The organism is Haloarcula sp. Atlit-47R (assembly GCF_003665985.1).
GTDB lineage: Archaea > Halobacteriota > Halobacteria > Halobacteriales > Haloarculaceae > Haloarcula > Haloarcula taiwanensis.
Map to the genome: position 1 here is coordinate 313121 of NZ_QPLQ01000002.1, position 25507 is coordinate 338627.

Here is a 25507-nt window from a genome sequence, read left to right on the forward strand (position 1 = left end):
CATGGACGCACATCAGGAGTCCAAGTCGAACCCGTTCGGGATGGACGAGGAGTGCCAGAACTGCCCCGCACTCTGTGAGACGCGCGAGAACGTCGTCCACGGCTACGGCGACGTGGGTGCCGAGTTCATCGTCCTCGGTGACTCGCCCTCGGTCGGCACGAACGAGTCTGGCATCCCCTTCACCGACGAGCGCGAGCGCGAACTGCTCGACATTCTCGCGGCGGTCGACATGTGCTCGGACCCGGACGCCGACAGGCCGCAGCTGGAGAACACGTTCCTGACGTACGTGACCCGCTGTCGCCATCCAGACAGAGCGGCAACCGACGAGGAGGTCGTCAACTGCGAACCCTATCTCAACAGCGAGATACGGATGATAAACCCCGAGATTCTGCTGCCAGTTGGGCAGCGACCCCTCGAAGAGCTAGCCTTCGAGTACACGACGATGAGTGAAGACGAACTCGACATTGAAGACCGGCATGCGACGACGATCCGCGGTCGCGGGTTCGAAATCCTGCCGATGCTCCCGCCCGCCGAACAGACCGACGCGGAACGGACGGCATTTCTGGACCACTTCAGCGAGACGCTCGGACAGGACTACCGACAGACGAAAGGCCGACGCGGGCGGTAGTCAGGTGTCAGACCGGACTTCGGTGTCAACGTCTTGAAGCAACTCGTCCGGGCTCGACACTGTCCCGTACTCTGTTGCTGCCTGTAGCCGGTTTTCGGCGTCGTGGCGGTACTGGCTCGCCTGTGTCGACTCACCCTGTTCGCTGGCGTAGGTCATCCCGCTGAGCCACTCGGCGGCCTGCCAGAGACAGGTCGCCTTCTTACGCGCGCGTTCCGACAACTCGGCCAGCCCGTTATCGTCTGCTTCACGGACAGCCGTTGTGAACTCCTCGACGCTTTCCTCGAAGTCCGCTGCGGCACTGTCGAACCCGCCCCGAGCGAGCGCCATCTCTCCGTCTTCGACGGTCTCCAGTGCGTCGGATAGCTGGCGGCGCGCCTCACGATACCGGATGTAGCCGACATGGTACGCCCGCTGTGCCGCTGCGGTCCCGGACAGCGTGGCTTCGCGTTCGCAGTCGCGGCACACAATCTTCGGTTGCGACTCCCCAAGAACACGGTACTCCGACCCACATCCATCACATTTGTAGGTCTGGGATTGCTCCATATAGTTTCTCTTAGTTATCAAATACTACTCACATCTTATAATTGTTCTGTCGCTGCACGGGAACACAAGGGACTAATCACAGTCGGGCCGAGAAGACAGTATGACTACGGTAACTGTGCTGGCTGACCCGCCAGTTGAAGGGTTCGTGTTACAGGAGTTGGCTGGCGGCATTGTAGACGACGCCGAGGCTGCTGAGCTATACGAGGCCATGTTGCTCGACGTCTGTCGTGCAGTGGAGATCAGCGGTGCCGAGTTGTTGGTGAACTACCGACCCTCGGAACAGGTCCCGGACGGCGTCGACCCCGAGGCCGCGGTGCGAGAGCCGGTGACGGAGGCGCTCGAATCACCGGGCAACGCTCGGTTCGAGGTACAGGTCGGTTCGACGTTCGCGGGTCGGGTCGGGAACACAGTGACGCACCTCCTTGACCGGGAAGACGTCGCAACTGTCGCCGCCGTCGAACCGACAGCGGCGCTGTTGACACGCCAACTTATCGACAGTGCGGCGATGAAACTTCGGTCCAGCGGCGTGGTTCTCGGCCCTGCTTCGAGCGGCCGCGTTTACTACGCCGGCTTCGGCGAACCGATAGATTTCGAGGACAGTTACGCTACCCCGGCAATCGAAACTATCGGTGAGCGTGCTGCCGACGCCGGTCTCGATGTAGACTTTCTCCCATCGACACCCACTCTCGAAACACGAGCCGATCTCAAGACCATCGTGCCGCTGCTACGCGCCCGAAACCGGGCTGGTCGGGTCGTACCGCAACGGACGATGGCATTTCTCGACGACCTCGGAATACGCGTTATCGACGACGATGACGAGCCGAGTGTGGTCCGAGAGACCGACAGGCCTTAGAAGGCCCACCGAATATGCTTGACTGCGGTGGGATGGCAGAGCGGCCTATTGCGCCTGCCTTGAAAGCAGGTATCCTCACGGATTCCTGGGTTCAAATCCCAGTCCCACCGTATTTTGCCACGAACAAACCGTGAGTGGCAAGTACGCCAGCTGTGATTTGAACCCTGCAAGTCCCGTCGCCCGAACGCAGTGAGTGTGATCGCTTTGCTCTGGAGTGCGTCGGGCCTGAATCAACAGACGGCGCGAGCAACAACACCGCAACGGGGAACCACAGAAGTCGCATCTTTCTGAGTCGTAAGGACAGTTTACTGAACCGAGGCAATCGGGCGGTTTTATGTCGATGGTCCGGATTATATCCGTATAATGGTACGTGAGGATAGGTCCACAAGACGGCACTTTTCGGGCCTCTTGACGGTGTGTATCATCGCTCTCCTTCTCGCAGTGTCGGCGGCAGGGCCCGCTGTTGCTGAACCGAGTCTATTTGTGTCCGGGGCGTCAAAAGGTACAAATACGATACTTGCCGGTGACTCGGTGAACGTCACCGCGACAGTCCAAAACACCGGCAGCTCGGGCGGTGCAATGAACATTGAGTATGTAGTAAACGGTACAACTAGAGTGACTGAGCGAGTCGTCGTCGACGCCGGTTCTTCAGTTGAGCGAACACAGGCATTGAAGTTGGATAGTCCTGGAACGTACAGGATTAAGGTCCAGAGCCCGGGGAAGTCCGCCGGACGAGTCAAAGTCAAGCCCGCAATTGTGGAGCCAACTCGGATGGACCCGGCTACACGGCAACTCAAAATACGCGGTGGGATGGTCCCGACGAACGAACCATACGTGATGAACGTCTCGGGGCCAGCGAATCGCTCATTCACGCTTCAGTCTTGGACGGTCAACGCGTCACAAGAGGCTTTCACGCAGGACGTGACGGAGTACACCGATCCCAGCTCGGCAAACATCCCAGTGCCATCCGGTGACGACGCATCAGTGTTCGGCGTGGTTACCGTCGGATCGTCGGCGGGGGTCCAGCCGTCGTCAATGCAGTTCGTGTTGAACCGCTCGAATCTCCAGTCGGCTGGCATCGACGCTTCGGCGGTCCGCGTGTATCACCGTGTGAACGGGTCATGGCGAGCCGCCGAAACGAGCGTTGTCGAGGAGCGAACCGAGCAAGTCGTCTACGAGGCGGACACGGCGGGGGCATCGGCCTACGCGATTGGGAAGATCGAGCCTGCATTCAGCATCACGCGAACCGCGGTTGTCAGCGAGCAAGTTTCTGAGGGGCAGCAGGTCGTCGTTGAAGCAACGGTCTCCAACAGCGGCGGTATCGAAGGAACCTACGACGCACGGATGCAGGTGGACGGTGACGTCGTCAATCGGACATCGGTAACTGTGCCAGCAGACGGCGAGCGGACAGTCACGCTGTCGACGGTCGTGACGACACCGGGACAGTTCCAGATCAAGTTCAACGATGTCAACGCCGGCGACATTCGGGTGACTGAGAGTGAGGTCCAGACCGACGGAAACGGCGGTGCCGAACCAGAGGCGGAACCGACAGGCACGGAGCCAGCAGTCCAGACTGAACCCGCAGTCGGTAGTGGCGACGGACTCGGGCCGCTCCCGGCGACAGTCATGGGTATCAGTACGATGCTGATCATCGGCGGGCTGCTCGGTGCGTTACTCCTGTTCGGCGTCGTCATCGCGATTCTCCGACGGAGCGGCAGCCGGAACGACAGCGGCTTCGAACTGTAGACGGGGAGAGAAACCCTTTTTATGCCAGTGTCCAGAGAACCGCGTATGGATTGGCCACACGATCCGGACGGTGAGGAAGGAAGCGAGGGCCGGCGCAAGTACGGTCACGCTGTGCTGGCGAAGAAAGTCGATGAGGACGAGGACTTCCCACTGACCGCCGAGGAATACGTCGAGCAGTACGGCGACCACCCGGTTCGGATCGACTACGAGACAGTCGTTAGCGTGGCGGACATCTTCGAATATGTCGACCAAGAGGAGTTCGAGGACTTCCCGGACTTTCATAAATCGCTCGGGCGCGCGCTGCGCGAGGCGGACTGGTGGCCGTACAGACTCGAACAGGCCTGACTGTGTAGTGTGTGGGCACGACACATACTTGTGGGTGGCCGGTGTAGCATCGCGTATGGCGACGACATCTTCAAACGGTGGCCGCACCGGACAGGGGCTTCCCGAAGACGTTATTGCTGACCTGTTGTCGAACGACACTCGCCGTCGCGCGCTGTCGATACTGGCTGACCGCGATGAGCCGGTCGTCGTGTCAGACCTCGCCGCGGCGGTTCTGGCAGCCGAGCGTGACATTGAGCCGACAGCAGTCCCGGACACTGCGAGAGCCGAACTCACCGAGGAACTGTTCACCGAACACCTTCCAAAGCTGACGGCGACAGACATCGTTGCGTACAACTCAATGGTCGGGACTGTCGAGATACAGCAGCGCGACGTAGTACCGACTGACCACTGTTGATACTGGGTTGCGCGTCCGGAATCCGACACCGATCGGACCGGATCACAGTCCCCGCTGCCGGTACATTTCGATAGAGCAATACCCGTTGCTTCCAAACTGTCGATGGACAGTGACTAACACCCAGATAACCCATATACAGATAGACAACTACGGCCCGTGGACCGTGACGCCGGAACCTCGCCGTGAAGTCGATCTTCAAACACTCCAATCTCGGCTGTACGCTGACCTCGCACAACTGTTCGGGAACCGCGACGGCTACATCTTCTTCTCGCGGTTCGACAACATGATTGCCGTGACGAACGGACTGGACGAGGCGGCACACGCACTCATTCAGGAGTCCGTCGGCAATCGCTACCCGGTGACGATGAGCCTCTCGGTCGCGACGGGAACGACACCCGTCTCGGCGCTGGGGACGGCAACGGAACAACTTCAGGAGGCCGGGAGTGCGCAGGACAAGGGGCGGCGAGAAGTGCTACGCGGCCAGACGATCGACGATGAGTTCCGGAAGCCCACAGACGTACAACTCGCGCATTTCGATGTCGACGACGCCACCGAGAAGTACACAGACCAGCTCAATGAGTTCGACACCTTCATCCAGATAGAGCAGGGGTACGCGGCACTCATGAAGTATATGCGTGAGGCCCACGACTCGCTATCGTTTTTCGTCGGCGGTGATAACGTCATCGCAGTCTGCCCGGACTTGGACGAGGCGGACTACCACGATGCAATCAACCACGTCCGCGACGCCGTCGATGTGGAGCTGAAAGTCGGCGTCGGACGCGGACGGACGGCAGCTACGGCCGGGATGGACGCCAAGCACGCGTTAGAGACCTGTCGAGCGACCGGCGAGGCCGTCACCATCGAAACCGAAACAACTGAGTAATTTGTGAGTCACGCGATATAAACGTAGTGGAGGTATCTTTTAGACCGGTCGTGTGGTAACCGCACACATGAACGGTGAGGTCACTGTGCGGGAGGTTATGAACCGAGAGTACGTCGGTGCGAGCGAGTCCGACGACCTCCTCGAAACGACGGAGTTGCTGATCCGTGAGGACCAGCACCCGATTCTCGTATTGCGGGGGAACGAACCGGTCGGCGTCGCGACGGACAGGGACGTGCTGGCATACATCGTCGATGGGGGCGACCCGGACACCGCCACAGTCGGCGACGTGATGCGCGAGTCCATTCCAACGATTGACCCTGACGCCGGGCTTCCGGAGGCCCGCGACCGAATGGCGACGCGGTCCGCCGAGTTCCTCTTGGTCACGGCGGACAGTGAACCGCTCGGAACGCTGACTGAGCATGACATCCTCTCGACCGCGAGACTAGAGAGCGAGTCGACGAGCGTTGTCGAGCAGCCCTCGCCGGTTGCAACGACCGGTCAAGAAGCCACCACCGATGGGATGCAGTCCGCCGCCGAGGATTCGTTCGATAATCAGGGTATCTGTTCTGCCTGCAGCACGTTTACACGGGATCTAGCGTCGTTCAACGGGCAACTCCTCTGTTCGGACTGTCGTGATGTCTGAGCCGCGCTGGCGGGCCTCTGCGCTCACAGCAGACAGAGACGGCGGCGTGGCCGAACTGTTTTGACCGTACGCCACGGAGTACTACCGTGGAGATTGCCACCGCCTCGATGGATGACGTGGACACCATCGTCGACCTGTGGGTCCGACTGGCGGAGAGCCAGCGTGCTCACGGGTCACATCTGTTCGGGGACCGGAACCGGACCGCGGTCCGGGAGACTGTCGTACAGCGAATCGTCGCCGAAAACGTCTGTATCGCCCGTATAGACCGACACGTCGTCGGGTTCGTCATGGTGACTATCGACAGCGGCCGGTACGAACAAGATAAGACACGGGGCATCATCGAGAACATCTTCGTCGAACCGGTCCACAGAAACCGGGGGATCGGCAGCGAACTGCTCGATACGGCGGAAGAACTACTCCGCCAGGCTGGTGCGGACATCCTCGCGCTGGAAGCAATGGCGGACAACGAGTCCGCCCGACAGTTATATCGCGCACACGGCTACACACCACATCGAATCGAGCTCGAAAAGCCGACCGAAAACGATACTCTCTAAATGGTCCCCACACAACGCTGGTATGCAACCGCGCCAGGGGAGCTTGGGTGGTCCAAGCACTCGACTTGTAATCGAGAGTTCGTGGGTTCAAATCCCACCCCTGGCTTCGCCAGTTCGGTCCGGAACCGGACACGGGACCCCGCGACGAGAAGTTGTGACTGCCACACTGGCAACCACTGTACGCCTTCACTGACGGCCCAGATATGTCGCATCGCTGGACCCCCAGCGTGGGTGAGACTGCCAGATGGGTCTACGTTTTTACCGCTGGAGGGCGTACGGTAGGGTATGAGTGAATCCGAAGAAGAACTGCCGGGCACCGACGAGGAGTGGCGCGAAATACTCTCTGACGAGGAGTACCGAATCCTCCGCGAGTCCGGAACGGAGCCGCGGTTTAGCAGTGACCTCATAGACGTAGAAGGCGAGGGTGTGTTCACCTGTGCCGGCTGTGGGACGGAACTGTTCGATAGCGACCGAAAATTCGAATCAGAGACCGGCTGGCCGAGCTTCTGGGACGTGTATCAGGAAGGCAACGTCGAGACACGGGCGGACAACAGCCACGGGATGCAGCGAACAGAAGTCGTTTGTGCCGAGTGTGGCGGTCATCTGGGTCACGTGTTTGATGACGGACCGGAGCCGACCGGGAAGCGGTACTGCATCAACGGTGCGGCGCTTGACTTCGAGTCGGAGTAGCGACCACCGGAACCCTTTTTTCCGTCATTGAAGTTGATACGGCTAGACGTGACTGAACACGGGACCGACGAGGCCGGCGACGAGGGGGCCGGACCACCGGTCGACGAGTCGCTGGTCGACGAGTCGCTAGTCGACGAGCCGCCGACTGCCACCGCCGAACAGCCACAGCCGGAGAGCCACTTGCTAGCTGAGAGCCTCCGGACGTTTCCGTGGCTCCGCGCGGCCGGTGTCGCAATCGGGACGCTCGCTGTCGAGTATTTGCTCGTCGCACTGCTCTTTCTCGTCGGCCCGTCGTCGGTCGACTTCCCGGAGCTGTCGGACCGGCTAATCCAGTACGGGTTCGTGCTGTACAACGCCCACCACGTGCCGACGCTGGTGACGGCGTCGGACGCAGAGGTGTACGGCTCGGCCGCCCGGAACGTCTTGTACGGCGCACAGGGTGCGAGCGTCCCGCCGCTCGTCTATTTCTTGATTCCGATTGTCGCCTTGCTCGTCGTCGGCGCGCTGTTCGAACGCTATCGCGGCGATACCCGGTCGGACAGCATGCTCGAAGAGGCGGCGCTCGTCGGTACCAGCATCGGCTTCGGTTATGTCGCAACGGGGTTCGCGGGGAGCTTCGTGTTCGTCCGGACGGTCATGTTCGACAGCGGGGCCGAGGGACAGGCCGCACCGGCAGTGCTGTGGCTCCTCATCCTGCTGTTTTTCTTCCCGCTCGTATTTGCGAGTCTCGGCGCGGCCGCTCGGTATCTCTACGCCGACTGGACCTCTGGCGCGTAGGTCGTGTCGATAAATTCGAGGATGCGCCCGGATTCGGCCATTGTGACACCACGGTCGTCGTCGACCAGCACCGGGACGCCGCGCTGGCCGGAGACCCGTTTTACCTCGTCGCGCTTCGAGTGCAGCGCCTCGACCCAGACACTGTCGTAATCGATACCGAGTTCGTCCAGTCGGTCCGCGACCGTCTCACAGTACGGACAGCCGTCGAGTTGGTAGAGCGTCAGGCTCATACCGGCGTTACGGACGCTGTCCTCAAGGTGGTTGTGCTCGAAAAAACACGGCAGTCGACCTGGCGTTACTCGTACAGCCAGGACGCGTCGATCTGGTCCCAGTCGACGAGTTCGTCCTCGTCGAAGAACAGCTCGATTTCTCGCTCGTTTGCGCCCTCGTCCTCGTGGTCGGAGCCGTGGATGACGTTCCGACCGAGGTCGAGCCCGTAGTCGCCGCGGATGGTGCCGGGCGCGGACTCGGCTGGGTCAGTCTCGCCCATCATGTTTCGGACCTGCCGGGTCGCGTCCTGGCCTTCCCAGACCATCGCGAACACGGGGCCGGACGTGATGAAGTCCACGAGACCGTCGAAGAACGGCTTGTCCTCGTGCTCGCCGTAGTGTTCCTCGGCGAGGTCCTGGTCTATCTGCATGAACTTGCCGCCGACCATCTTCAGGCCGCGGTCCTCGAAGCGGGAGACGATGTCCCCGATGAGACCACGCTGGACGCCGTCAGGCTTGACCATCACGAAGGTGCGTTCGTGCTCTGACATCAGGCCTCAGCCTCCTCAGCTTCTTCGTCAGCCTCGTCCTCAGCCTCCGCGTCGGCCTCGTCGGCAGCGGCGTCTTCGTCAGCCTCGTCCGCAGCCGCCTCGGCCTCAGCTTCTGCCTCGTCGGCGTCAGCTTCGACTTCTTCGGCTTCGGCTTCGGCTTCGTCCTCGCCGGCATCGCCGCGGGCGGTGTCGGTCCATTCGAGGTTGCGGGCCTCGCGGCCCAGGTCGGCGTTGTTCTCACACTTCGAGGAACAGAAGTGCGTCGTCGCGCCGTCCTTGTGGACGAACATCGTGCCCGTGCCGGGCTCGATGTCCGCGCCGCAGTAGTCACATTCGCGTGTCCGGGGCATGGTTACTGCCCTCCGATAGTGTCGGCCTCGCGGGCCGTCTCGCGGAGCTGGAGCACGTCACCTTCGCGGACCGGGCCGAGAACGTTGCGCGTGATGATGCGCCCCTGGTTCTCGCCTTCGCGGATGCGGCACTTGACCTGCATGGCCTCGCCGTGCATCCCCGTCCGGCCCACGACTTCGATGACCTCGGCGGGCGTGGAACCGCTGCTTTCGGATTCCTCAGCGCTCATCCGAGGTCACCTCACCGAAGCTCCTCGACCTTGTCGGCGATGTCCTCGACATCGGCGTCAGCCTCACCGGCGTCGGTGACGGCTGCGGCGGCCGAGCCGACTTCGAGCCCGGCGGCGTGACCGAGGTCGTCCTGCTGCTCGACGAAAATGAAGGGGACGCCCTTCTCGTCGGCGAGCTCCGGGATGTGCATGACGATCTCCTCGGGCTGGACATCTTCAGCGACAAAGACGAGCTCGGCGGAGCCGCGCTCGATAGCTTTGGTCGTCTCGTTTGTACCCTTCTTTACCGAGCCTGTGTCCCGGGCGACCTCGAGCGCCTCGAGGGCGTCGTCTTCGAGGTCCGCGGGAACGTCGAAATCTACGTATACTGGCATTTGTATGTTCACCTCCTGCGCGCGAGCTCAGGCTCCCCCGCCGTGTCCGGGCCGCGAGGCCCGTCACACCGTGGTGGTGTGTATCCTGAAAAGGCTGGGAGCATCATCAACTCGGCGCAGGCTGTACCCCATTCTGTGCTACCGGCCCTAAAAGCGCTTTCGAAGCCGAAATCGCGTGCCAGCCCGCCACACAGGTGCTGTCGGGGGTCTGCCTGTTCTGCGGCCGCTGACGCGTCGGCCAGCACGGCCCGCACGTCTGCGACTGCTGCGGTCAGGGCCGTCGTCGAGACGCGCCCAATCGCTGTCTGGACGACTGGATAATCGATACCCGCTCGGGGCAGAGCGGGGTCTGGCGGGGAGACACACCGGCGACTGTGTCCGGTCCAGTGAAAAGCGCACTTGGGGAGCGCTGTGACCGTCAGGCCCATGTCGGCGCACCGTCCACCACCGGTATGGACATCGCGCGGTCGCTCCGAGCGGAGGCCCGCCGCGCAAACGAGCGGCGGCTCCTCGTTCTGGCGGGCGACCCTGAAAGCACGCGGGAGCGAGCGAGAGCAGCGCTCGACGCGGCGGACGTTCCCGGCGCGGAGACGACAGTAGTCGGTCCGGAGCCGTTCCTCGCGTGTGAGCAGCACGAACAGTCCCGCGCCGAGGAGCTTCTGGGCCGGACTCGGACAGCTGTCGTCCTCGATGCACACGAGGAACTGCGACCCGACGCGCTCGGGCGGACCGTCGGTGCCGTCGACGGCGGCGGCCTCTACGTCCTCCTCGCGCCGCCGCTGGAGACGTGGCCCGAGGTGCGAGATGGGTTCGACGCCTCGCTCGCAGTCCCGCCGTTCGAGGTCGAGGACGTGACCGGTCACTTCCGCCGTCGGTTTGTCGAGACGCTCCGGGTACACCGGGGTATCGCCATCGTCGACGCCGACACGGGCACTGTCGAGCAAGACGGGCTGACGGACCCGCCACCGAGCCGTCCGGTTCAGAGCCCGACCCCGCCCGCCGACGCGCAGTTCCGCCCCGAGACCTACGCTCAGTGTCTCACCGACGACCAGCGGGACGCGGTCCGGGCGTTCGAGTCGCTACGAACCGCCAGCGAGGCACTCGTGGTCGAGGCTGACCGGGGCCGGGGAAAGTCAAGCGCTGCCGGGCTGGCCGCTGGAACCCTCGCTGTCGAAGGGCGGGACGTGCTGGTGACCGCACCACAGTACCGGAGCGCCGGCGAGGTGTTTACGCGGGCGGCACACCTGCTGGAGGTACTCGGCAGTAACTTCGCGCGAGACCGGGCGTCGAACCCCCAGCGGCTCGACGTTTCCGGGGCGGGCTGTGTGCGGTATGCGCCGCCGGAGCAAGCTGCATTGCTTCCGGATGGCCCAGACGTGGTCATCGTGGATGAGGCTGCGGCCCTGCCGGTCAGACGGCTCGAACAGTTCCTCGACGCCCCGGCAGTCGCCTTCACCACGACTGTCCACGGCTACGAGGGGGCGGGCCGAGGCTTCTCTGTCCGGTTCCGCGACCGGCTCGAAGAAAGCGACCACGCCGTCACCGACGTGTCGATGACGACACCGATTCGGTACGGCGACGCCGACCCCGTGGAGGTGTGGGCGTTCCGGGCGCTGTTGCTGGATGCCCGCCCGCCGGTCGACCAGCTCATCGACGGTTCGACGCCGGAGACCGCCGAGTACCGCCGGCTCTCGGCGGCAGACCTGCTCGCCGACGAACACCTGCTCCGAGAGGTGTTTGGCCTGCTCGTGCTGGCGCACTACCGGACGGAACCCTCGGACCTGGCCCGACTGCTCGACGCACCCAATCTCGCTGTCCGGGCGCTGACCCACGAGGGCCACGTCGTTGCTGTGGCGTTGCTGGCACAGGAGGGCGGGCTCTCGGCTGATACGCGAGCTGTGATGTACGAGGGTGGACGGGTGCGGGGAAATATGCTCCCGGACGTGCTGTCGACGCAGCTCCGTGACGAGGCCGCCGGAATCCCGGTCGGCCAGCGGGTCCTCCGCATCGCAACCCACGCCGCGGTCCGGTCCCGCGGGCTCGGCTCCCAACTCCTTTCGGAAATCAGAGCGGAGTTCGCCGACCACGTGGACTGGCTGGGCGTCGGGTACGGCGCGACGCCGGAACTCGTCCGCTTCTGGGCTGATAACGGATATCAGACGGTACACCTCGCCACCTCGCGGAACGCGACGAGCGGCGAGTACTCTGTCGTGATGGTGGACCCGTGTTCCGATGACGGGGCGTCGCTCGCGGCGCGGCACGGGACGTGGTTTCAGGACCGCATCCCCGCAGTGCTGTCAGACCCGCTCGACGACTGCGACCCTGACGTGGTTCGAACAGTGCTTCGAGCGACCCACGGAGAGCCGTCCCTCTCCCTCTCCGAGTGGGAGTGGCGACTGGTTGCCGGCGTCCCCGGCGGCGCGTCGGTTCTCGACACGAATCCGAAGCCGTTCCGTGAACTCGCCCGCCGGCACCTGTCGGCCCCCGCCGACGCGACCGCGCTCGCGCCGCGGGAGGAACGCCTGCTGGTCAAGAAGGTGTTGCAAGCACAGCCGTGGCCGACAGTCGCCGAGGAACTGGGATTCGTCTCTGAGCGTGAGTGCATGCGGACACTCGGTGGAATAGTCGAAAGGTTGACGCGTCTGTACGGCGACCTTTGGGTACAGGAGGAACTCGACAGACACCAATGAGCCTGCTTGGCCTCGAAACGCTGTTGTTCGTACTCGCGTTCGCCCTGCTGGTCGGGGGCGTCGTCGGCAGTCTCACGCCCCAGGTCCCCGGCGCGCTCGTCTCGCTCGCCGGCGTCTATCTCTACTGGATTGCAAGCGGAATGTCCGACCCCGGGGCGCTCTTGCTGGCCCTGCTGACGCTGGTCGGGCTGCTGACGTGGGCTGTCGATGTCGCGGGTGGGGCCGTCGCTGCACGCGTCGGCGGGGCGTCGAACTGGACAGCGGCCCTCGCTGGCGTCGTCGCACTCGTTCTCTTCTTTGTTACCGGCCCGCTCGGCATCCTGCTGGGCGTCGCCGGCACGGTGTTCGTCGTCGAGTTCTACCGGCAAGAGGACGCTCGCGGGAGCGCGAAGGCTGCCCTCGTGACGACCGCTGGGATGCTGGCCTCAAGCGTTGTGCAGGCCCTGCTGACGGCATCGATACTGGTCACCATGGTCGCTGTCGCGCTCCTATGACACAGTGCGCGGTGGACGGTTGCGAAACCGAGGCCGCGGTCGAACTCCACATCCCATGGGACGCGAACCGAGCGGTGTGTCCGGACCATGCCCGCGTCTGGGCGCAAAAAGACGGCGTCGTCCCAGCGCCGATGGACGGCCACGAGGACGAGTGGCCGTAGACTGTTGTTCTCCCGATAGCCGTATTAGTTCACACGAAGGTATTTAATTCGCAGGCTGTCAACTGTTCTCGAAGAAAATATAATAATAATTGGGTTTGAATACGACAAGTGAGGCGTGTTATCATGAAACGCGAGATGCTCACCACCGACTTCATCGACCGTGCAGCGGACATCTATGACGACGTGACCGGTATCGTCGCACATGACGGCACCGAGTACACGTACGCGGAGGTAAACGAGCGGGTCAACCAGTTGGCACACGCGCTGTCGGACCGCGGTGTCTCGAAGGGAAGTCGCGTCGCTCTCCTCGCCCCGAACACGCACTACTTCATCGAGACGCTGTACGCAGCAAACAAACTCGGTGCCGTGTTCGTCCCGCTGAACTACCGGCTCGACCCTGCGAAAATCGAGTATATTCTGAACGACTGCGAAGCCGCAACAGTCATCGCCGACTACGATTTCGCGGAGAAAGTCCAGCCGGTACGAGACGACATCCCAGCGGAGACGTTCATCGGCTACAAGCCGGACCGTATCGACGGGGAATGGGAGGGGTACAGCGATGTTCTCGACGGGCAACCGACAGCCGAACCGGACCGACCAGACCTGACAGAGGACGACGACGCCAGCATCAACTACACGTCCGGAACGACGGGGGACCCGAAGGGCGTGGTCAGGACCCATCGGACCGAGAGCTGGCACGCGCTGGTGCTCAACCAACACATGGAGATACGCGACGACGACACGTATCTCTGGACGCTGCCGATGTTCCACTGCAACGGCTGGGGCCACACCTACGCCATCACCGGGACCGGCGGGACCCACGTCTGTCAGCGTACCTTCGACGCCGCGGACACCTTCCGCCGGGTCCGTGAGTACGACGTGTCGTTCATGTGCGGCGCGCCGACGGTGCTGAACAAACTCATCCAGCACTACCGGGCCAGCGACGGCGACGTAGTGACACAGGGCGACCGCGACGTGCGAATCGCGACGGCCGGCAGCGCCCCGGCAACGGCGACCATCGAGCGCGTCGAAGACGAGTTCGGCTGGCGCATCATCCACATTTACGGCCTGACCGAGACAGCCCCTATCATCACGACCAGCAATTCCCCGCGGCGCATCGCCGAGCGGGGCCGTGAACTCAAGGTGAAGCAAGGCTCGGAGACGCTGTGTACCGACATCCGGGTCGTCGACGAGGACGGCACCGACGTGCCACGCGACGGGGCGACTATCGGCGAGATCGTGGTGCAGGGCAATCAGGTGATGGACCGCTATCTCAACAAACCCGAAATCACCGAGGAGGCGTTCAACGACCGTATCGAGGGGTACTTCCACACCGGCGACCTCGCGACGTGGGACGACGACGGGATGATACAGATCATGGACCGCCGGAAAGACATCATCATCTCCGGCGGCGAGAACATCTCCTCGATAGAACTGGAAGACGAGCTGTACGACCACCCCGATGTGCTGAAAGCCGCGGTCATTCCGGCCCCGAGCGAGGACTGGGGCGAGACCCCGATGGCAATCGTCGTCCCGACGGCCGACAGCGATGCAACCGAACAGGATATTCTGGAGTTCCTCAGAGAGCGCGTCGCGAGCTACAAGGTCCCTTCAGGCATCGACTTCCGGGACTCGCTCCCCGAAACGGCGACCGGAAAAATCCAGAAATACGAGCTCCGCGAGGAGTACTGGCAGGAACAAGAGCGGATGATCGGCCAGGAGTAAGCGCGGCGGTGGCTGTGGAGCGCCGGGACAGTATTAGCACGATTCTTTATTAGCGTTCCAACAGTCGGTCACACCATGCATCTGGGAGTCGTCGTGCCACGCGTCGAGGACCACAGCACAATCGACCTGGCCGTCGAAGCCGAAGACCACGGCTACGACTCGGTCTGGCTGAACGAACTGTGGGGCGCTAGCTCCGTCGTCGAACTCACGGACATCGCGACCCGAACCGACGACATCGAAATCGGCAGCGCGATACTCAACGTCTTCTCGCGGTCGCCGGCCGTACTGGCGATGACAGCGACGACCCTCGACAGGGTCTCGGACGGGCGGGCAGTGCTGGGTCTGGGAACGAGTACAGCCCGGTCCATTGAGAACATGCACAGCATGGAGTTCGAGCGGCCAGTCCGTCGCGCCCACGAGACCATCGACATCGTGAAACGCCTCATGACCAGCGACGAGCGCGTGACATACGACGGCGAAGTGGTCTCGGTCAGGGGCGTGCCGCCGCTAGACCGTGACGTGCCGGTGTACCACGCTGCCCTCGGGCCAGCGAACAGGCGGGTCGTCGCCAGACTCGCCGACGGTTGGCTCCCGCACATGATTCCGTTCTCCGAACTGGAGTCGGCGTTCGACTACATCGCCGGGACCGCACGCGATGCCGACCGCGACCCGAGCGAGATTACGGTCGCGCCGTACGTGCCGGCAGTGGTCCACGAGGAGTCCGAGCGAGCGCGCGAGGAACTCCGGCAGCACATCGCCTACTACGTCGGCAGCGGCGAGGGCTACCGCCGGGCGGTCGCAGAGACGTATCCGGACCGGGCGGAACGCATCGCCGACGCCTGGCAGGCGGGTGACCGGGGCGAAGCAACAGAACTCGTCACCGACGAAATGACGACTGACCTCGGCATCGCAGGGACGCCAGCACAGGCGCGGGAGAAACGAGATAGCATTGCGGACAGAGATGTCATCGACCGCCTTCTGCTAACTGTGCCACAGCAGGTCGACGGGGAACTGGCTCGGACGACGATTCGCGCGCTGGGACCGAGCTAGAGATCGATCTCCATCATCACTTCGTCGGCGTACTCGTCGCCGAACTTGTAATGGTCCTCGCGGACGGCTTCAGTGTCCCAGCCGTGGCCTTCGAGGAAATCGATTGCGTCACCGTTCGTCGATGGGACAGAATTGTACAGTTTCTCGTAGCCGTTCGACGCCGCCCACTCGGTCCCGCGGGCGAGCAACTGCGAGCCGATGCCGTGGCCCCGATACCGTTCGAGCACACCCAGCGTTAGCTCTGCCGTGTGACTGAGCTTCTCGACCTCCGGGTGCTTGAGATGGACCCACCCGACCACGTCGTCGTTGATGCAGGCGACAAAGAAGATGCGCGACTCCAGTTCATTGTGCCGGAGCAGCACACCCTCGCTGTCCACCACGTCGGCGACGGTCTCCGCGTCGACGTACTCGCCGCCGCCGATAGCGGCCCGGATGGCCCCGACGAGGCCAGTCAGATCCTCCTGTCGCGCCTGGCGGATGGTGAACTCGATGTCGTCGGCCTCGAACTCCTCCTCGACGGTGTCGTTGTAGGCGACGCGGAGTTCGCCGTCGATCTCCTCCAGTACGCCGTCGCGTTTGAGTATCGCGACGTGATGGCCGAACGGTCGTGGGTCCATCTGTAGCGCCGACCGGGCAGCCCTCGGTTCCACCGATCCGTGTGACTCGACGTACTCGTAGATATCCCGTCGGTCCTCGTGGTCGAACTGCAGTGGCTCTGTCAACTCCATGGTATCTGCTACCACGACACAGTACTTAATCCTTTATCATAAACAATGTACGTCTCGGTAAACGGTCGCTACCGCTCCGGAACGCCGGTCAGCACCTGTGCCACGTCGCGGGCGTTGTGGGTGTCGACGAGCAGTTCCGCGGCCTCCCTGATGGCGTAGGAACCGGCTAACTCCACGCCGTAGCAGGCGGCGTAGCAGTCCAGCCAGTCGTTCATCGTCGCCTCCAGGCGCTCGAACTCGGACTCGGTGAACCGGACCCAGGTGCCGCCGGTGCGGGCCTCACAATAGAGCGCGACGGTGGGACCGAAACCCTCCCGGAGCAGGGCCATCGCGCGCTCGTCGTCCGGCGGGTCCGGGTCCAGCGACTCGCGGGCCGTCTCGGCGCGCCGGGCAAGCGCGCGTATCCGGTCGTGATACTGGTGGCTCACGGCTCTCAGCCCTGCTCGAACTCGACGCCCTTGCCCCCGGCGGGGTGTTCCCACTCGGTGTCGGCGACGACCGCGCAGGTCCCACACTCCACGCAGGGCTGGGTGTCAAGGCTCACGAGGTGTTCCTTGCTGCCGTTGGTCTGGACCATCTCGTCGCGGTAACAGCCCCCGCCGAAGTCCGCGGCACTGACCGGGCAGGCCGTGACAGCGGTCCCCGACGCCTCGAATGACTTGTCTACCAGTTCGATGTGTGGGTCGCCCACGTCGTAGGTCAGGTCGCCGATGCGGTCGGCCAGGTCCGGCGGGGAGACGGTGTTCTCGTCCTCGACTCGCTCGCCGAGTTCCTCGGCGATGACCGTCGGCAGCGTCACGTAGGGCAGTTTGGTGTCCGGAATCATCGACACCAGCGTCGGCGAGGCGTAGGCCCGTTCGAGCAGGCCCGACGCGGCCCGGACGCCGAAGCGACCGACGGCGGACTCGGCGATTGCGTTTGAGAAGTCGTCGACCGGCCCGAGCTCGCCGAGCCGTCCGAACACCTCGTAGCGGGTCGGCCGAAGCTTGTCCATCACGCCCTCGTCGTGCAGCTTCTTCTCGTACAGTTCGCCGGCGCGGTGGGGTTCGTTGCGCGAGCGCGCGTCGGCGAAGGCTTCAGCGGCCAGCGCGCCCGCTGTGACCGCGTGGTTCATCCCCTTGATGATGGGGCCCTGGGCCTGCATCTGCCCGGCGGCGTCGCCGACCAGGACGAGGCGGTCCTCGTGGGGCGAGGGGTGGGCCGCTTTCTTCGAGTCCGGCACCAGTTTGGCGCTGTACTCGCGCTCGTCGTACTCGTCGCCGAGCCACTGGGCCACGAGCGGGTGGGTGAGCAGGCCGTCCAGCAGTTCGTGGGGCTCGGCCTCCTCCTCGGCGATAGAGTCGAGGTGGAACACGGTGCCGATGGAAAGGGACGACTCGTTGGTGTAGAGGAAGCCGCCGCCCCGGACGCCGTCGAAGAGGTCGCCCGAGAACAGGTGGGCCGCGCCGTCGTCCGGGTCCACGTCGAAGCGCTCGTTGATGACATCCGGCTCCACGTCGACGACGGCCTTGACGCCCTGGAACCACTCCTCCGGTTCCTCCCAGTCCATCAGGCCCGCGTCCCGCGCGAGTTCGGAGTTGACGCCGTCGGCGGCTACGACGAGGTCGGCCTTGATCGGGTCGAGTTCCTCCGTCGTCACGCCGACGATTTCCCCCCGCTCGCGCAGCAGGCCGGTGACGTGGACCTCGGTCAGCAGGCCGCCGCCGGTCTCGCGGGTGCGCTCGTGGACCTGCTGGGCGAGCCACGAATCCATCTTCCGGCGCAGCACCGCGTCGGCCCACGCCGTGTCGTGGTGGTGGAGGTCGCCGATGTCGAAGGTCTTGACCTTCTCGCCGGCAACGTTGTGGATGTAGTTCTCGGTGACCGGCCGCTCGGTCGCCGCCTCGCGGAAGCCGGGGAACAGGCCGTCGATGGTGTAGGGCGCGGACTCCTCGGCGTAGATGAGGCCGCCGGAGACGTTCTTCGACCCGGCGTCGACGCCGCGTTCGAGGACGAGCGTCTCGACGCCGTTTCGCGCGAGGTTCGCCGCCGCCGCGGCCCCGCCGGGGCCACAGCCGACGACGACCGCCTCGTACTTCTCGGCTGCGTCAGTCATCGCTGACCTCCCCCACGACCGCGCCGAGGTCGCCGGCTTCGACCGCCTCCGTCAGGCGCGGCAGGACCTCGAACAGGTCGCCCTCGATGAGGTAGTCCGAGAAGTCGCGGATGTCGGCGTCCGGGTCGGTGTTGATGGCGATTATCGTGTCCGACTCGTCGCAGCCGACCTTGTGCTGAATCGCGCCGGAGATGCCCGCCGCGATGTACACGTCCGGTTCGACCGCCTGGCCGGACTCGCCGATCTGGCGCTCCTCGGTGACGTACTGCTCGACGTGGCTGTCGAAGGAGTACGACGAGGTGATGACCCCGCGGGACAGCCCAAGGTCGGCGTCCTCGAAGGCGTCGACGAGGTCCAGCGCCTGCTCGATGCCCCGCGTCGGGTCGTCGCCAATGCCCCGACCGACGGCGACGATAACGTCGTGGCCGGTGAGGTCGACACCGCCGGAGAGGCGGTCGTACTCCTCGACTTCGACCTGAAACCACGCATCCTCGAGGTCCATCTCGTAGTCGACGACCTCGCTGTCGCGCTCGTAATCGGGGTCGGGAATCTCGAAGCTCCCCGGGATGACGGACGCCCCCTGCGGGTGGAAATCCCGGTTGGGCTTGTCGATACAGAGGATGGTCGAGTACTCGAAGCCCGAGAAGTCCGGGCGCTTCATGTGCAGGACGCGCTCGAACTCCTTCTTGTCGCCGGCCGTGCCGACCTTCGCGGGGTTGGATATCATCGCGTTCTCGATGTACAGCCCCGAGCAGTCCGACGCTAGTCCGGAGTCGAGTTCGCCCTGGACGAGCGCCGAGAGGTCGCGGCCGTTGTTCGTGGCCGGGAAGACCGTGTAGCGCGGTTCGTGGTAGTCCTTCCAGTCGACTTCCTCGCGGCCCTCGGAGGCAAGGTCGCCGCCCGCGCGGGCCATGTCACAGAAGATTTCGGTGTAGGGCTGGTGGCGGAAGCGTTCGAGGCGGTCGTCCTCGTGATAGAGGACGAGGTCGGCCCCGTAGGCGATGACGTCGTCGACGTGGTCGCTGGCGTCGGCTCCGATGAGCACCGCGACGACGTGCTCGTCGGCATCGTACTCGGAGTTGTAGGTGTCCATCAGGTCGCGGGCCTTCCCGAGCATCTCCTTTGACACGTCCACGAGGTCGCCGGCCTGCGTCTCGCAGTAGACCCACATGTCGCGGTACTCTGCGCCGACGGTCCCCTCGACCCACTGCTTGTCGTTGGTCGGGTGGTCGAGGTCGGGGTACTTCTCCTCCGGCGGGACGTACTCGGCCTCATCGGTCTCTTCCTCGTCGGTTCCCTCGACGGACTCGATGCGGCTCTCTATCTGGGACTTCGCCGTCTTGCGGTCCTCGCCGGCCTGCTCGCGCTCCAGGAGGTCCCGGAGCACCGCGGCGTCGTCGATGTCCCGGACCATGTTCGCCACGTCGGCGACGGTCAGCGTGCCGAGGTCGACGGTCTCCGGGTCTATCTCTCCGTCGCCCTCGTCTTCGACCTTCTCGATGCGGTCCTCGATGAGTGTCTTGACCGGCACACGGTCCTCGCCGCCTTCCTCCAGTTCCAGCATCGCCCGCAGTTCGTCGGCGTCGTCGACGTCCTTTATTTTCGGTCCGAGGTCGGCAATTTCGTACTCTGTGGGGTCGATTTCGACCATTGTCAGTCACCCGCCGCGTACGGCGCGAGTTCGTCCAGCACCGGTCCCAGTGCCTCGCGTTCGTCTGCCTCAATGACCGTCGCCTCCCGCTCGGAGGGGGCCTTGGGAATCGGGTCCACGCCCGCGACGATGGTCGGCGACCCGTCCAGCCCGATGTAGTCCGGGTCGAGGTTGAGGTCGGTGTGGTCCCAGACCGTGAGGTGGTCCTCGTACTCCTCGGCGCGCTCTTTGGTCTCGGCGCGGAGGTCCTTGTGTTTCAGCCGGTGGCTGGCCCGCCGGTAGGTCGGTTCGAACTCGGGGTCGGCGACGATGAAACACGGCATCGGCGCTTCGACGGTCTCGATTTCGGAGATGTCGCCGTCGACCAGCCGCTTCGCCCGGACGGTGCCACCATCCTCGTCGATATCGAGCGAGAGAACGTGGGTAATTATCGGCCAGTCCAGACACCAGCAGGTCTGTGGGCCGGTGTGGCCCGTTTCGCCGTCGGCCGTCTTGAATCCAGCAAACACCAGATCGGGCTGCTCGTCGAGGTTCTGCAGGCCGGTAGCGACTGTCATCGCGGTGGCCCAGGTGTCCGCCGCCCCCATCTCCCGGTCCGAGAGGAGATACAGGTCGTCAGCGTACACGTCTGCCATCCCTTCCTGCAACACCTCTTTGTACCCCGGCGGCCCCATGCTCATCAGTGAGACGTGACCGCCGTTACGGACTTTCGTCTGGAACGCGGCCCGTAACGCGTGCTTGTCGTTAGGGTTCATCACCGTCGGTGTCTCGCCCCGTTCGAGATGGCCGTCTTCGTCGAACGATACCTGTCCCTCGCGGAAATCAGGGACGCCTTTGGTCATAACGACTGAGTGCATGGCAGTATGATCCTCGTAAGTGAATGTCACACAAGAATATATAATAAATGTATGTTTACAATTCTCGATGACAGGTCTCAGCGGGCAGAGAGTCCAGCAACCCAAAGGAACCCGCGGACTGACAGCTACGGGCCGTTTATGTTCATGACATGGCTACTACAAACCCGTGAAAACAGGCGGATTCGGGAACTCAGATACGACCAGCGCGGCCCGGGTCCACGTCGATAGCGTCGACCGGACACACGTCGACACAGAGCATACAGTCGATGCACTGGTCCTCGTGAGCGGGGTCGGCTTTGATTTCGCTCTCCGGGTGATCCGGCGAGTCGACCCACTCGAACACGTCGACGGGGCAGTCTTCCAGACACGCGCCGTCGGCGATGCAGATGTCGAAATCGACGGCGACGTGTGTCCCGTGGATACCCAGTTCCTCGGGTTCGTCGACCGGTCCCCAGACGTCGTGTCCGTCGTGCTGTTCGACAACGTCGCGGTTCTCCTCGAACTCCGGGTCTATGGCCATTGGTATCTTATCTCACTTTTGAAAGCTACTTAACTTTTCGACCTGACCGTCAGAATCCGGGGCCGTCGGAGCGATCCAGACCCCTGCCGCCCGCCGGCCCGGGGTCGCCGATGCGGTCGGTCGGGTCCGGCAGGTCGCCGCCAGGCACTCCGGTGTCGTCGACCGCGTCGGCGGCGTCCGGCCCGGCGACGGCTCCCCGGAGGAACTCGACGGTCCGCTCGTATACGTCGTCGTAGTGAGCGCCGTGGAACGGGAACCCGTGGTCCGCCGACACCGACTCGTGAGCCACGTCGGTCATCGGTCCGAGGGCGTCGGCCAGCAGTTCGGACTGGGACGGCGGGACGGTCTCGTCCTCGGTGCCGTGGAGCAACAGCGTCGGGGGCGCGTCGGTGTCGGCCTGTGCGACCGGCGAGGCCAGGTCGTAGGCCGCGGGCTCGTCGTCGGGCCCGCCGCCGAGGTACTGGCGGTGGAACCGCTGTCCCTCCCCCATCTCGGCGTCGAGCGCGCGGAAATCGTAGACGCCGGCGTAGCCGACGGCGGCCGACAGGCGGGAGGACGCGCCGGGGTACAGCTCGGGTTCGAACCCGGGCTCGTCGGCCGTCAGCGCGGCCAGGACGACGAGGTTCGCGCCGGCAGAGTGGCCGACGCCGACGATTCGGTCGGTGTCAGCGGCGTAGCTCTCGCCCTCCGCCCGAACCCACTCGATAGCGGCCTTCACGTCCACCAGCGCCGCGGGGAAGGTCCACTCGGGTGCGAGGCGGTACTGGGGTTCGACGACGAGGAAGCCGTCCGCCGCGAGGTCGAGCGCGTGCCGGGCGAACTCGCCCTTGTCGCCGAACGCGAACGCGCCGCCGCGGACGAGCACGGCGACCGGCTTCGGGCCGCTGGCCGCCGGCGAGTCGTACAGGTCGAGCGTCAGCGTCTCGCCGTCGACCTCCTGGAACGGGATGTCGCGCTGGACGGTCACCGACTCGGGAGCGGGGTCTGTCACGGGCAACGGTCGGGCCGTCACGGGCTTAAGCCCGACGCTATTCGCTCTCGACCCCCTCTGAGTCGGGGTTGAATGCTGTGTCGACACCGCCAGCGGCCAGCGACGCCTCGGCCCCGCCGGCCCCGACTTCCGCGAGGGCGTCCTCGAAGTGGGCCATCGTCAGAGCGACGTCGTCGAGTTCGCCGTCGGACCCGACGTACTCGCGGACGGCCGCGGCCGCCGCCTCTCGACAGACGGCCTCGATGTCGGCCCCGACGTAACCCTCGGTCCGCTCGGCCAGGTCGTCGAGGTCTACGTCGTCGGCCAGGGGCTTGTCGCGGGTGTGGACCGCGAAGATGTCGCGTCTCGCGTCTTCGTCGGGTTCTTCCACGGCGATGTGGCGGTCGAGTCGCCCGGGGCGCAAGAGCGCGTCGTCGATGAGGTCCGGGCGGTTCGTGGTGGCGATGACCACCACGTCCTCCAGTTCTTCGAGGCCGTCGAGTTCCGTCAAGAGTTGCGAGACGACGCGCTCGCCGACGTTGGAGTCGCCGACGCCGCCGGTCCGCTCGGCCGCGATGGCGTCAATCTCGTCGAAGAACACCACAGTCGGGGCGTTCTCGCGGGCCTTGCTGAACACGTCACGGATCCCCTTTTCGCTCTCGCCGACGTACTTGTTCAGCAGTTCGGGCCCCTTGATGGAGATGAAGTTGGACTGGGCCTCGTTGGCGACGGCCTTGGCAAGCAGCGTCTTCCCAGTGCCGGGCGGGCCATAGAGAAGGACTCCCTTCGCCGGTTCGAGGCCGACGTGGTCGTAGGCGTCGCCGTGTTCCAGGGGCCACTGGACGGTCTCGCGCAGGCGCTCCTTGGCCTCGGCCAGGCCGCCGACGTCGTCCCACGTCACGTCGGGCACTTCGACGAACACCTCGCGCATCGCCGAGGGCTCGATGCTGCGAAGCGCTGCACGGAAGTCATCGTCGGTGATTTCGATAGCGTCGAGCACCGAGGCGTCGATGCGGTCTTCTTCTAAATCCAGTTCGGGACGGACCCGGCGCAGCGCGTGCATCGCGCCCTCCCTGGCGAGGTTCTCGATGTCGGCCCCGACGAAGCCGTGGGTGTTCTCGGCGTAGGTGTCGAGGTCGATTCTCTCTGCCAGCGGCATCCCACGGGTGTGAATCTGTAGGATTTCCTTGCGGCCATCGCGGTCAGGGACGCCGATTTCGATTTCGCGGTCGAAGCGGCCGGGGCGGCGCAGCGCCGGGTCCACGCTGTCGACGCGGTTGGTCGTCCCGATGACGGTAATCTGGCCCCGCTCTTTGAGGCCGTCCATCAGGCTGAGCAACTGGGCGACGACCCGGCGCTCGACGTCGCCGCTGACCTCCTCGCGTTTGGGCGCGATGGAGTCGAGTTCGTCGATGAAGACGATGGCCGGTTCGTTCTCCTCGGCCTCGTCGAAGACCTCGCGGAGCTGCTCCTCGCTCTCGCCGTAGTACTTCGACATGATCTCCGGCCCAGATATCGTCTGGAAGTGTGCGTCGATTTCGTTGGCGACAGCGCGGGCGATGAGCGTCTTGCCGGTGCCGGGCGGGCCGTGCAGCAGGACGCCCTTCGGCGGCTCGATACCGAGCGTCTGGAACAGTTCGGGGTGGCGCATCGGCAATTCGATCATCTCCCGGACCTGTTCGAGCTCGTCGTCGAGACCGCCGACGTCCTCGTAGGTGACGCCGGGCATCTCCGGTTCGGGCGAGTCCGCGCGTTCGACGTCGACGGTGTCGGCGGGCTGGTCCGCGAGGTCGACCGCGGTCGACCCGGTCACGACGACCGGCCCGGACGGCGTGGTGTCGACGACCTGGGCGGGCACCCGTCGGTTAGACTGTCTGGAAAGCAACCCGAATCCGAGCGGGAGCGCGATGGTCTGGCCGACAGTCACGGCCTGGTCGGCCAGCTGCTCCCGGACGTGGGGACCGAGGTCGCCCTGTATCCGGAGCCCCTCGGGCAGGGTGAGGGTGACCCGCTCGGCCTCACTGACAGTGGTCGGTTCGACGGTCACGCGGTCGTCGACGCTGACGCCAGCCGTGTTCCGCAACTGGCCGTCAATACGGACGTACCCGCGGCCGGCGTCGCTGCGGTCACTCGGCCATGCTCTGGCGATGGCCGACCGGTCGCTTGTGCGTCCCTCTATGCGGACGAAGTCACCGCTGCTTAGCGAACTGTCCTCCAGGACCTGCCGGTCGATGACTGCCATCCCACTCCCCGGCTCTCTGTTCTTGAGTGGCTTGACAGTCAGTTGCATCGGTAGTGGAACAAAAAAACTCGGTTATCGAGCGGTACGCCTGTGGCCCGACGGTTAGCCTTCGACCTCTATCTGCTTGCCGCGGGCCGTCGCGCCTGCCTCGACAGGCAGACGCACTTCGAGGATACCGTTCGTGTAGTTCGCAGCGATACCCTCGTCGTCAATGCGCTTCGGGAACCGGAAGCGTCGGTGGTACGTCCGACGCTCGCCGCGCTGTTCGTCCTCGCGCTCGGCAGCGATGTTCAGCATGCCGTCGTCCCAGGAGACGTCGATGTCCCCGACGTCGAAACCCGGGAGTTCGACGTTGAGGACGAACTCGTCGTCCTCTTCGTACAGTTCGTAGTCGTCGCTACCTGTTTCGAACAAGCGGGACGGAAGGTCAAAGCTGCGCATCCAGGAACTCGGTGTGGTCGTTGGCAGGGCCATTGGCCATCACCTCGTATCCATTTGACACTAGTGTTGTGGTTCGTAAAAAATCTTACTAATTTTGATAAATGATAACACAC

Annotated in this window: 30 protein-coding genes and 2 tRNA genes; 17 read left to right on the forward strand and 15 right to left on the reverse strand. The window is 64.2% G+C overall.

Annotated features, from left to right (window positions below; all coding sequences use genetic code 11):
• Position 1 precedes the first annotated feature (1 nt).
• Positions 2–628 carry a uracil-DNA glycosylase family protein gene (locus DVK00_RS09230; RefSeq protein ID WP_121577625.1) on the forward strand — a complete coding sequence of 209 codons (627 nt, stop codon included), beginning with the start codon at positions 2–4 and terminating at the stop codon, positions 626–628.
• On the opposite strand, the gene DVK00_RS09235 is transcribed toward DVK00_RS09230, so the two are convergent.
• On the reverse strand, positions 629–1171 hold the full coding sequence (locus tag DVK00_RS09235; RefSeq protein ID WP_101349539.1) for a hypothetical protein: 543 nt from the start codon (positions 1169–1171) through the stop codon (positions 629–631). It abuts the gene before it with no gap.
• Positions 1172–1271: 100 nt separating this feature from the next.
• On the opposite strand from DVK00_RS09235, the gene DVK00_RS09240 reads away from it, so the two are divergent.
• The 11 genes from DVK00_RS09240 (at position 1272) to DVK00_RS09290 (ending at position 8056) form a co-directional block, all read left to right on the forward strand.
• A complete protein-coding gene (locus tag DVK00_RS09240; RefSeq protein WP_101349538.1) occupies positions 1272–2024 on the forward strand; it encodes a hypothetical protein in 753 nt (250 codons plus the stop codon).
• 26 nt (positions 2025–2050) lie between these two features.
• Positions 2051–2134: transfer RNA gene (locus tag DVK00_RS09245), tRNA-Ser, on the forward strand.
• A gap of 373 nt (positions 2135–2507) precedes the next feature.
• On the forward strand, positions 2508–3770 hold the full coding sequence (locus DVK00_RS09250; protein ID WP_121536561.1) for a PGF-pre-PGF domain-containing protein: 1263 nt from the start codon (positions 2508–2510) through the stop codon (positions 3768–3770).
• A 45-nt stretch (positions 3771–3815) separates the two neighbouring features.
• A complete protein-coding gene (locus DVK00_RS09255; protein ID WP_004593490.1) occupies positions 3816–4115 on the forward strand; it encodes a DUF5785 family protein in 300 nt (99 codons plus the stop codon).
• 55 nt (positions 4116–4170) lie between these two features.
• Complete coding sequence (locus tag DVK00_RS09260) at positions 4171–4509, forward strand: hypothetical protein (protein WP_121577626.1); 339 nt, start codon at positions 4171–4173, stop codon at positions 4507–4509.
• Positions 4510–4618: 109 nt separating this feature from the next.
• The gene (locus DVK00_RS09265) at positions 4619–5392 is read left to right on the forward strand and encodes a GTP cyclohydrolase III (protein ID WP_121511023.1); all 774 of its coding nucleotides are present in this window, start codon (positions 4619–4621) and stop codon (positions 5390–5392) included.
• Between the two features lie 67 nt (positions 5393–5459).
• Positions 5460–6035: a CBS domain-containing protein gene (locus tag DVK00_RS09270; protein WP_101349534.1), complete on the forward strand. Its 576-nt coding sequence runs from the start codon at positions 5460–5462 to the stop codon at positions 6033–6035.
• A gap of 86 nt (positions 6036–6121) precedes the next feature.
• Positions 6122–6589, forward strand: coding sequence for an N-acetyltransferase (locus DVK00_RS09275; RefSeq protein ID WP_198560222.1), 468 nt, complete (start codon positions 6122–6124; stop codon positions 6587–6589).
• Positions 6590–6621: 32 nt separating this feature from the next.
• Positions 6622–6695: transfer RNA gene (locus DVK00_RS09280), tRNA-Thr, on the forward strand.
• Positions 6696–6874: 179 nt separating this feature from the next.
• Positions 6875–7279, forward strand: a complete 405-nt coding sequence (msrB, locus tag DVK00_RS09285; RefSeq protein WP_053966068.1) for a peptide-methionine (R)-S-oxide reductase MsrB — start codon at positions 6875–6877, stop codon at positions 7277–7279.
• Positions 7280–7327: 48 nt separating this feature from the next.
• Complete coding sequence (locus DVK00_RS09290; protein WP_121577627.1) at positions 7328–8056, forward strand: hypothetical protein; 729 nt, start codon at positions 7328–7330, stop codon at positions 8054–8056.
• Here the strand turns inward: DVK00_RS09290 and DVK00_RS09295 are convergent.
• From DVK00_RS09295 to rpl7ae, 5 genes are all read right to left on the reverse strand, one after another.
• Positions 8029–8286: a glutaredoxin family protein gene (locus DVK00_RS09295; RefSeq protein ID WP_101349532.1), complete on the reverse strand. Its 258-nt coding sequence runs from the start codon at positions 8284–8286 to the stop codon at positions 8029–8031. The two genes, DVK00_RS09290 and DVK00_RS09295, sit on opposite strands and share 28 nt — an antisense overlap.
• Positions 8287–8351: 65 nt before the next feature.
• A complete protein-coding gene (gene ndk / locus DVK00_RS09300) occupies positions 8352–8816 on the reverse strand; it encodes a nucleoside-diphosphate kinase (protein ID WP_101349531.1) in 465 nt (154 codons plus the stop codon).
• Positions 8816–9166, reverse strand: a complete 351-nt coding sequence (locus DVK00_RS09305) for a 50S ribosomal protein L24e (protein ID WP_121577628.1) — start codon at positions 9164–9166, stop codon at positions 8816–8818. The genes ndk and DVK00_RS09305 overlap by 1 nt, the downstream gene beginning before the upstream one ends.
• A gap of 2 nt (positions 9167–9168) precedes the next feature.
• Positions 9169–9396 carry a 30S ribosomal protein S28e gene (locus tag DVK00_RS09310; protein WP_004516764.1) on the reverse strand — a complete coding sequence of 76 codons (228 nt, stop codon included), beginning with the start codon at positions 9394–9396 and terminating at the stop codon, positions 9169–9171.
• An 11-nt stretch (positions 9397–9407) separates the two neighbouring features.
• The gene (rpl7ae, locus tag DVK00_RS09315) at positions 9408–9770 is read right to left on the reverse strand and encodes a 50S ribosomal protein L7Ae (protein WP_101349529.1); all 363 of its coding nucleotides are present in this window, start codon (positions 9768–9770) and stop codon (positions 9408–9410) included.
• Between the two features lie 452 nt (positions 9771–10222).
• On the opposite strand from rpl7ae, the gene tmcA reads away from it, so the two are divergent.
• From tmcA to DVK00_RS09335, 5 genes are all read left to right on the forward strand, one after another.
• A complete protein-coding gene (gene tmcA / locus DVK00_RS09320; protein WP_121577629.1) occupies positions 10223–12460 on the forward strand; it encodes a tRNA(Met) cytidine acetyltransferase TmcA in 2238 nt (745 codons plus the stop codon).
• Entirely contained in the window at positions 12457–12954 is a 498-nt protein-coding gene (locus DVK00_RS09325; protein WP_121511029.1) for a DUF456 domain-containing protein, read from the forward strand. Before tmcA ends, DVK00_RS09325 begins: the two co-directional genes overlap by 4 nt.
• On the forward strand, positions 12951–13115 hold the full coding sequence (locus DVK00_RS21690; RefSeq protein WP_199722322.1) for a hypothetical protein: 165 nt from the start codon (positions 12951–12953) through the stop codon (positions 13113–13115). Before DVK00_RS09325 ends, DVK00_RS21690 begins: the two co-directional genes overlap by 4 nt.
• 123 nt (positions 13116–13238) lie before the next feature.
• The gene (locus tag DVK00_RS09330) at positions 13239–14840 is read left to right on the forward strand and encodes a class I adenylate-forming enzyme family protein (RefSeq protein ID WP_121577630.1); all 1602 of its coding nucleotides are present in this window, start codon (positions 13239–13241) and stop codon (positions 14838–14840) included.
• Between the two features lie 75 nt (positions 14841–14915).
• A complete protein-coding gene (locus DVK00_RS09335) occupies positions 14916–15890 on the forward strand; it encodes an LLM class flavin-dependent oxidoreductase (protein ID WP_101349525.1) in 975 nt (324 codons plus the stop codon).
• Here the strand turns inward: DVK00_RS09335 and DVK00_RS09340 are convergent.
• The 9 genes from DVK00_RS09340 to DVK00_RS09380 all read right to left on the reverse strand — a co-directional run bounded on the left by DVK00_RS09340 (position 15887) and on the right by DVK00_RS09380 (position 25427).
• Entirely contained in the window at positions 15887–16618 is a 732-nt protein-coding gene (locus tag DVK00_RS09340) for a GNAT family N-acetyltransferase (protein WP_101349524.1), read from the reverse strand. The genes DVK00_RS09335 and DVK00_RS09340 overlap by 4 nt on opposite strands.
• Before the next feature lie 68 nt (positions 16619–16686).
• A complete protein-coding gene (locus tag DVK00_RS09345; RefSeq protein ID WP_101349523.1) occupies positions 16687–17046 on the reverse strand; it encodes a hypothetical protein in 360 nt (119 codons plus the stop codon).
• 5 nt (positions 17047–17051) lie between these two features.
• A complete protein-coding gene (locus tag DVK00_RS09350) occupies positions 17052–18713 on the reverse strand; it encodes an FAD-dependent monooxygenase (protein ID WP_121577631.1) in 1662 nt (553 codons plus the stop codon).
• The gene (locus tag DVK00_RS09355; RefSeq protein ID WP_121577632.1) at positions 18706–20364 is read right to left on the reverse strand and encodes an electron transfer flavoprotein subunit alpha/FixB family protein; all 1659 of its coding nucleotides are present in this window, start codon (positions 20362–20364) and stop codon (positions 18706–18708) included. Before DVK00_RS09355 ends, DVK00_RS09350 begins: the two co-directional genes overlap by 8 nt.
• Positions 20365–20366: 2 nt before the next feature.
• On the reverse strand, positions 20367–21221 hold the full coding sequence (locus DVK00_RS09360) for an electron transfer flavoprotein subunit beta/FixA family protein (RefSeq protein WP_121577633.1): 855 nt from the start codon (positions 21219–21221) through the stop codon (positions 20367–20369).
• Positions 21222–21411: 190 nt separating this feature from the next.
• A complete protein-coding gene (locus DVK00_RS09365) occupies positions 21412–21741 on the reverse strand; it encodes a ferredoxin family protein (RefSeq protein WP_101349519.1) in 330 nt (109 codons plus the stop codon).
• 49 nt (positions 21742–21790) lie between these two features.
• The gene (locus tag DVK00_RS09370; protein WP_121536541.1) at positions 21791–22732 is read right to left on the reverse strand and encodes an alpha/beta hydrolase; all 942 of its coding nucleotides are present in this window, start codon (positions 22730–22732) and stop codon (positions 21791–21793) included.
• 37 nt (positions 22733–22769) lie between these two features.
• Positions 22770–25001 (reverse strand): CDC48 family AAA ATPase, encoded by a 2232-nt coding sequence (locus DVK00_RS09375; protein WP_121511037.1) that lies wholly within the window; start codon positions 24999–25001, stop codon positions 22770–22772.
• 54 nt (positions 25002–25055) lie between these two features.
• Positions 25056–25427 (reverse strand): Hsp20/alpha crystallin family protein, encoded by a 372-nt coding sequence (locus DVK00_RS09380; RefSeq protein ID WP_101349516.1) that lies wholly within the window; start codon positions 25425–25427, stop codon positions 25056–25058.
• Positions 25428–25507: the final 80 nt, after the last annotated feature.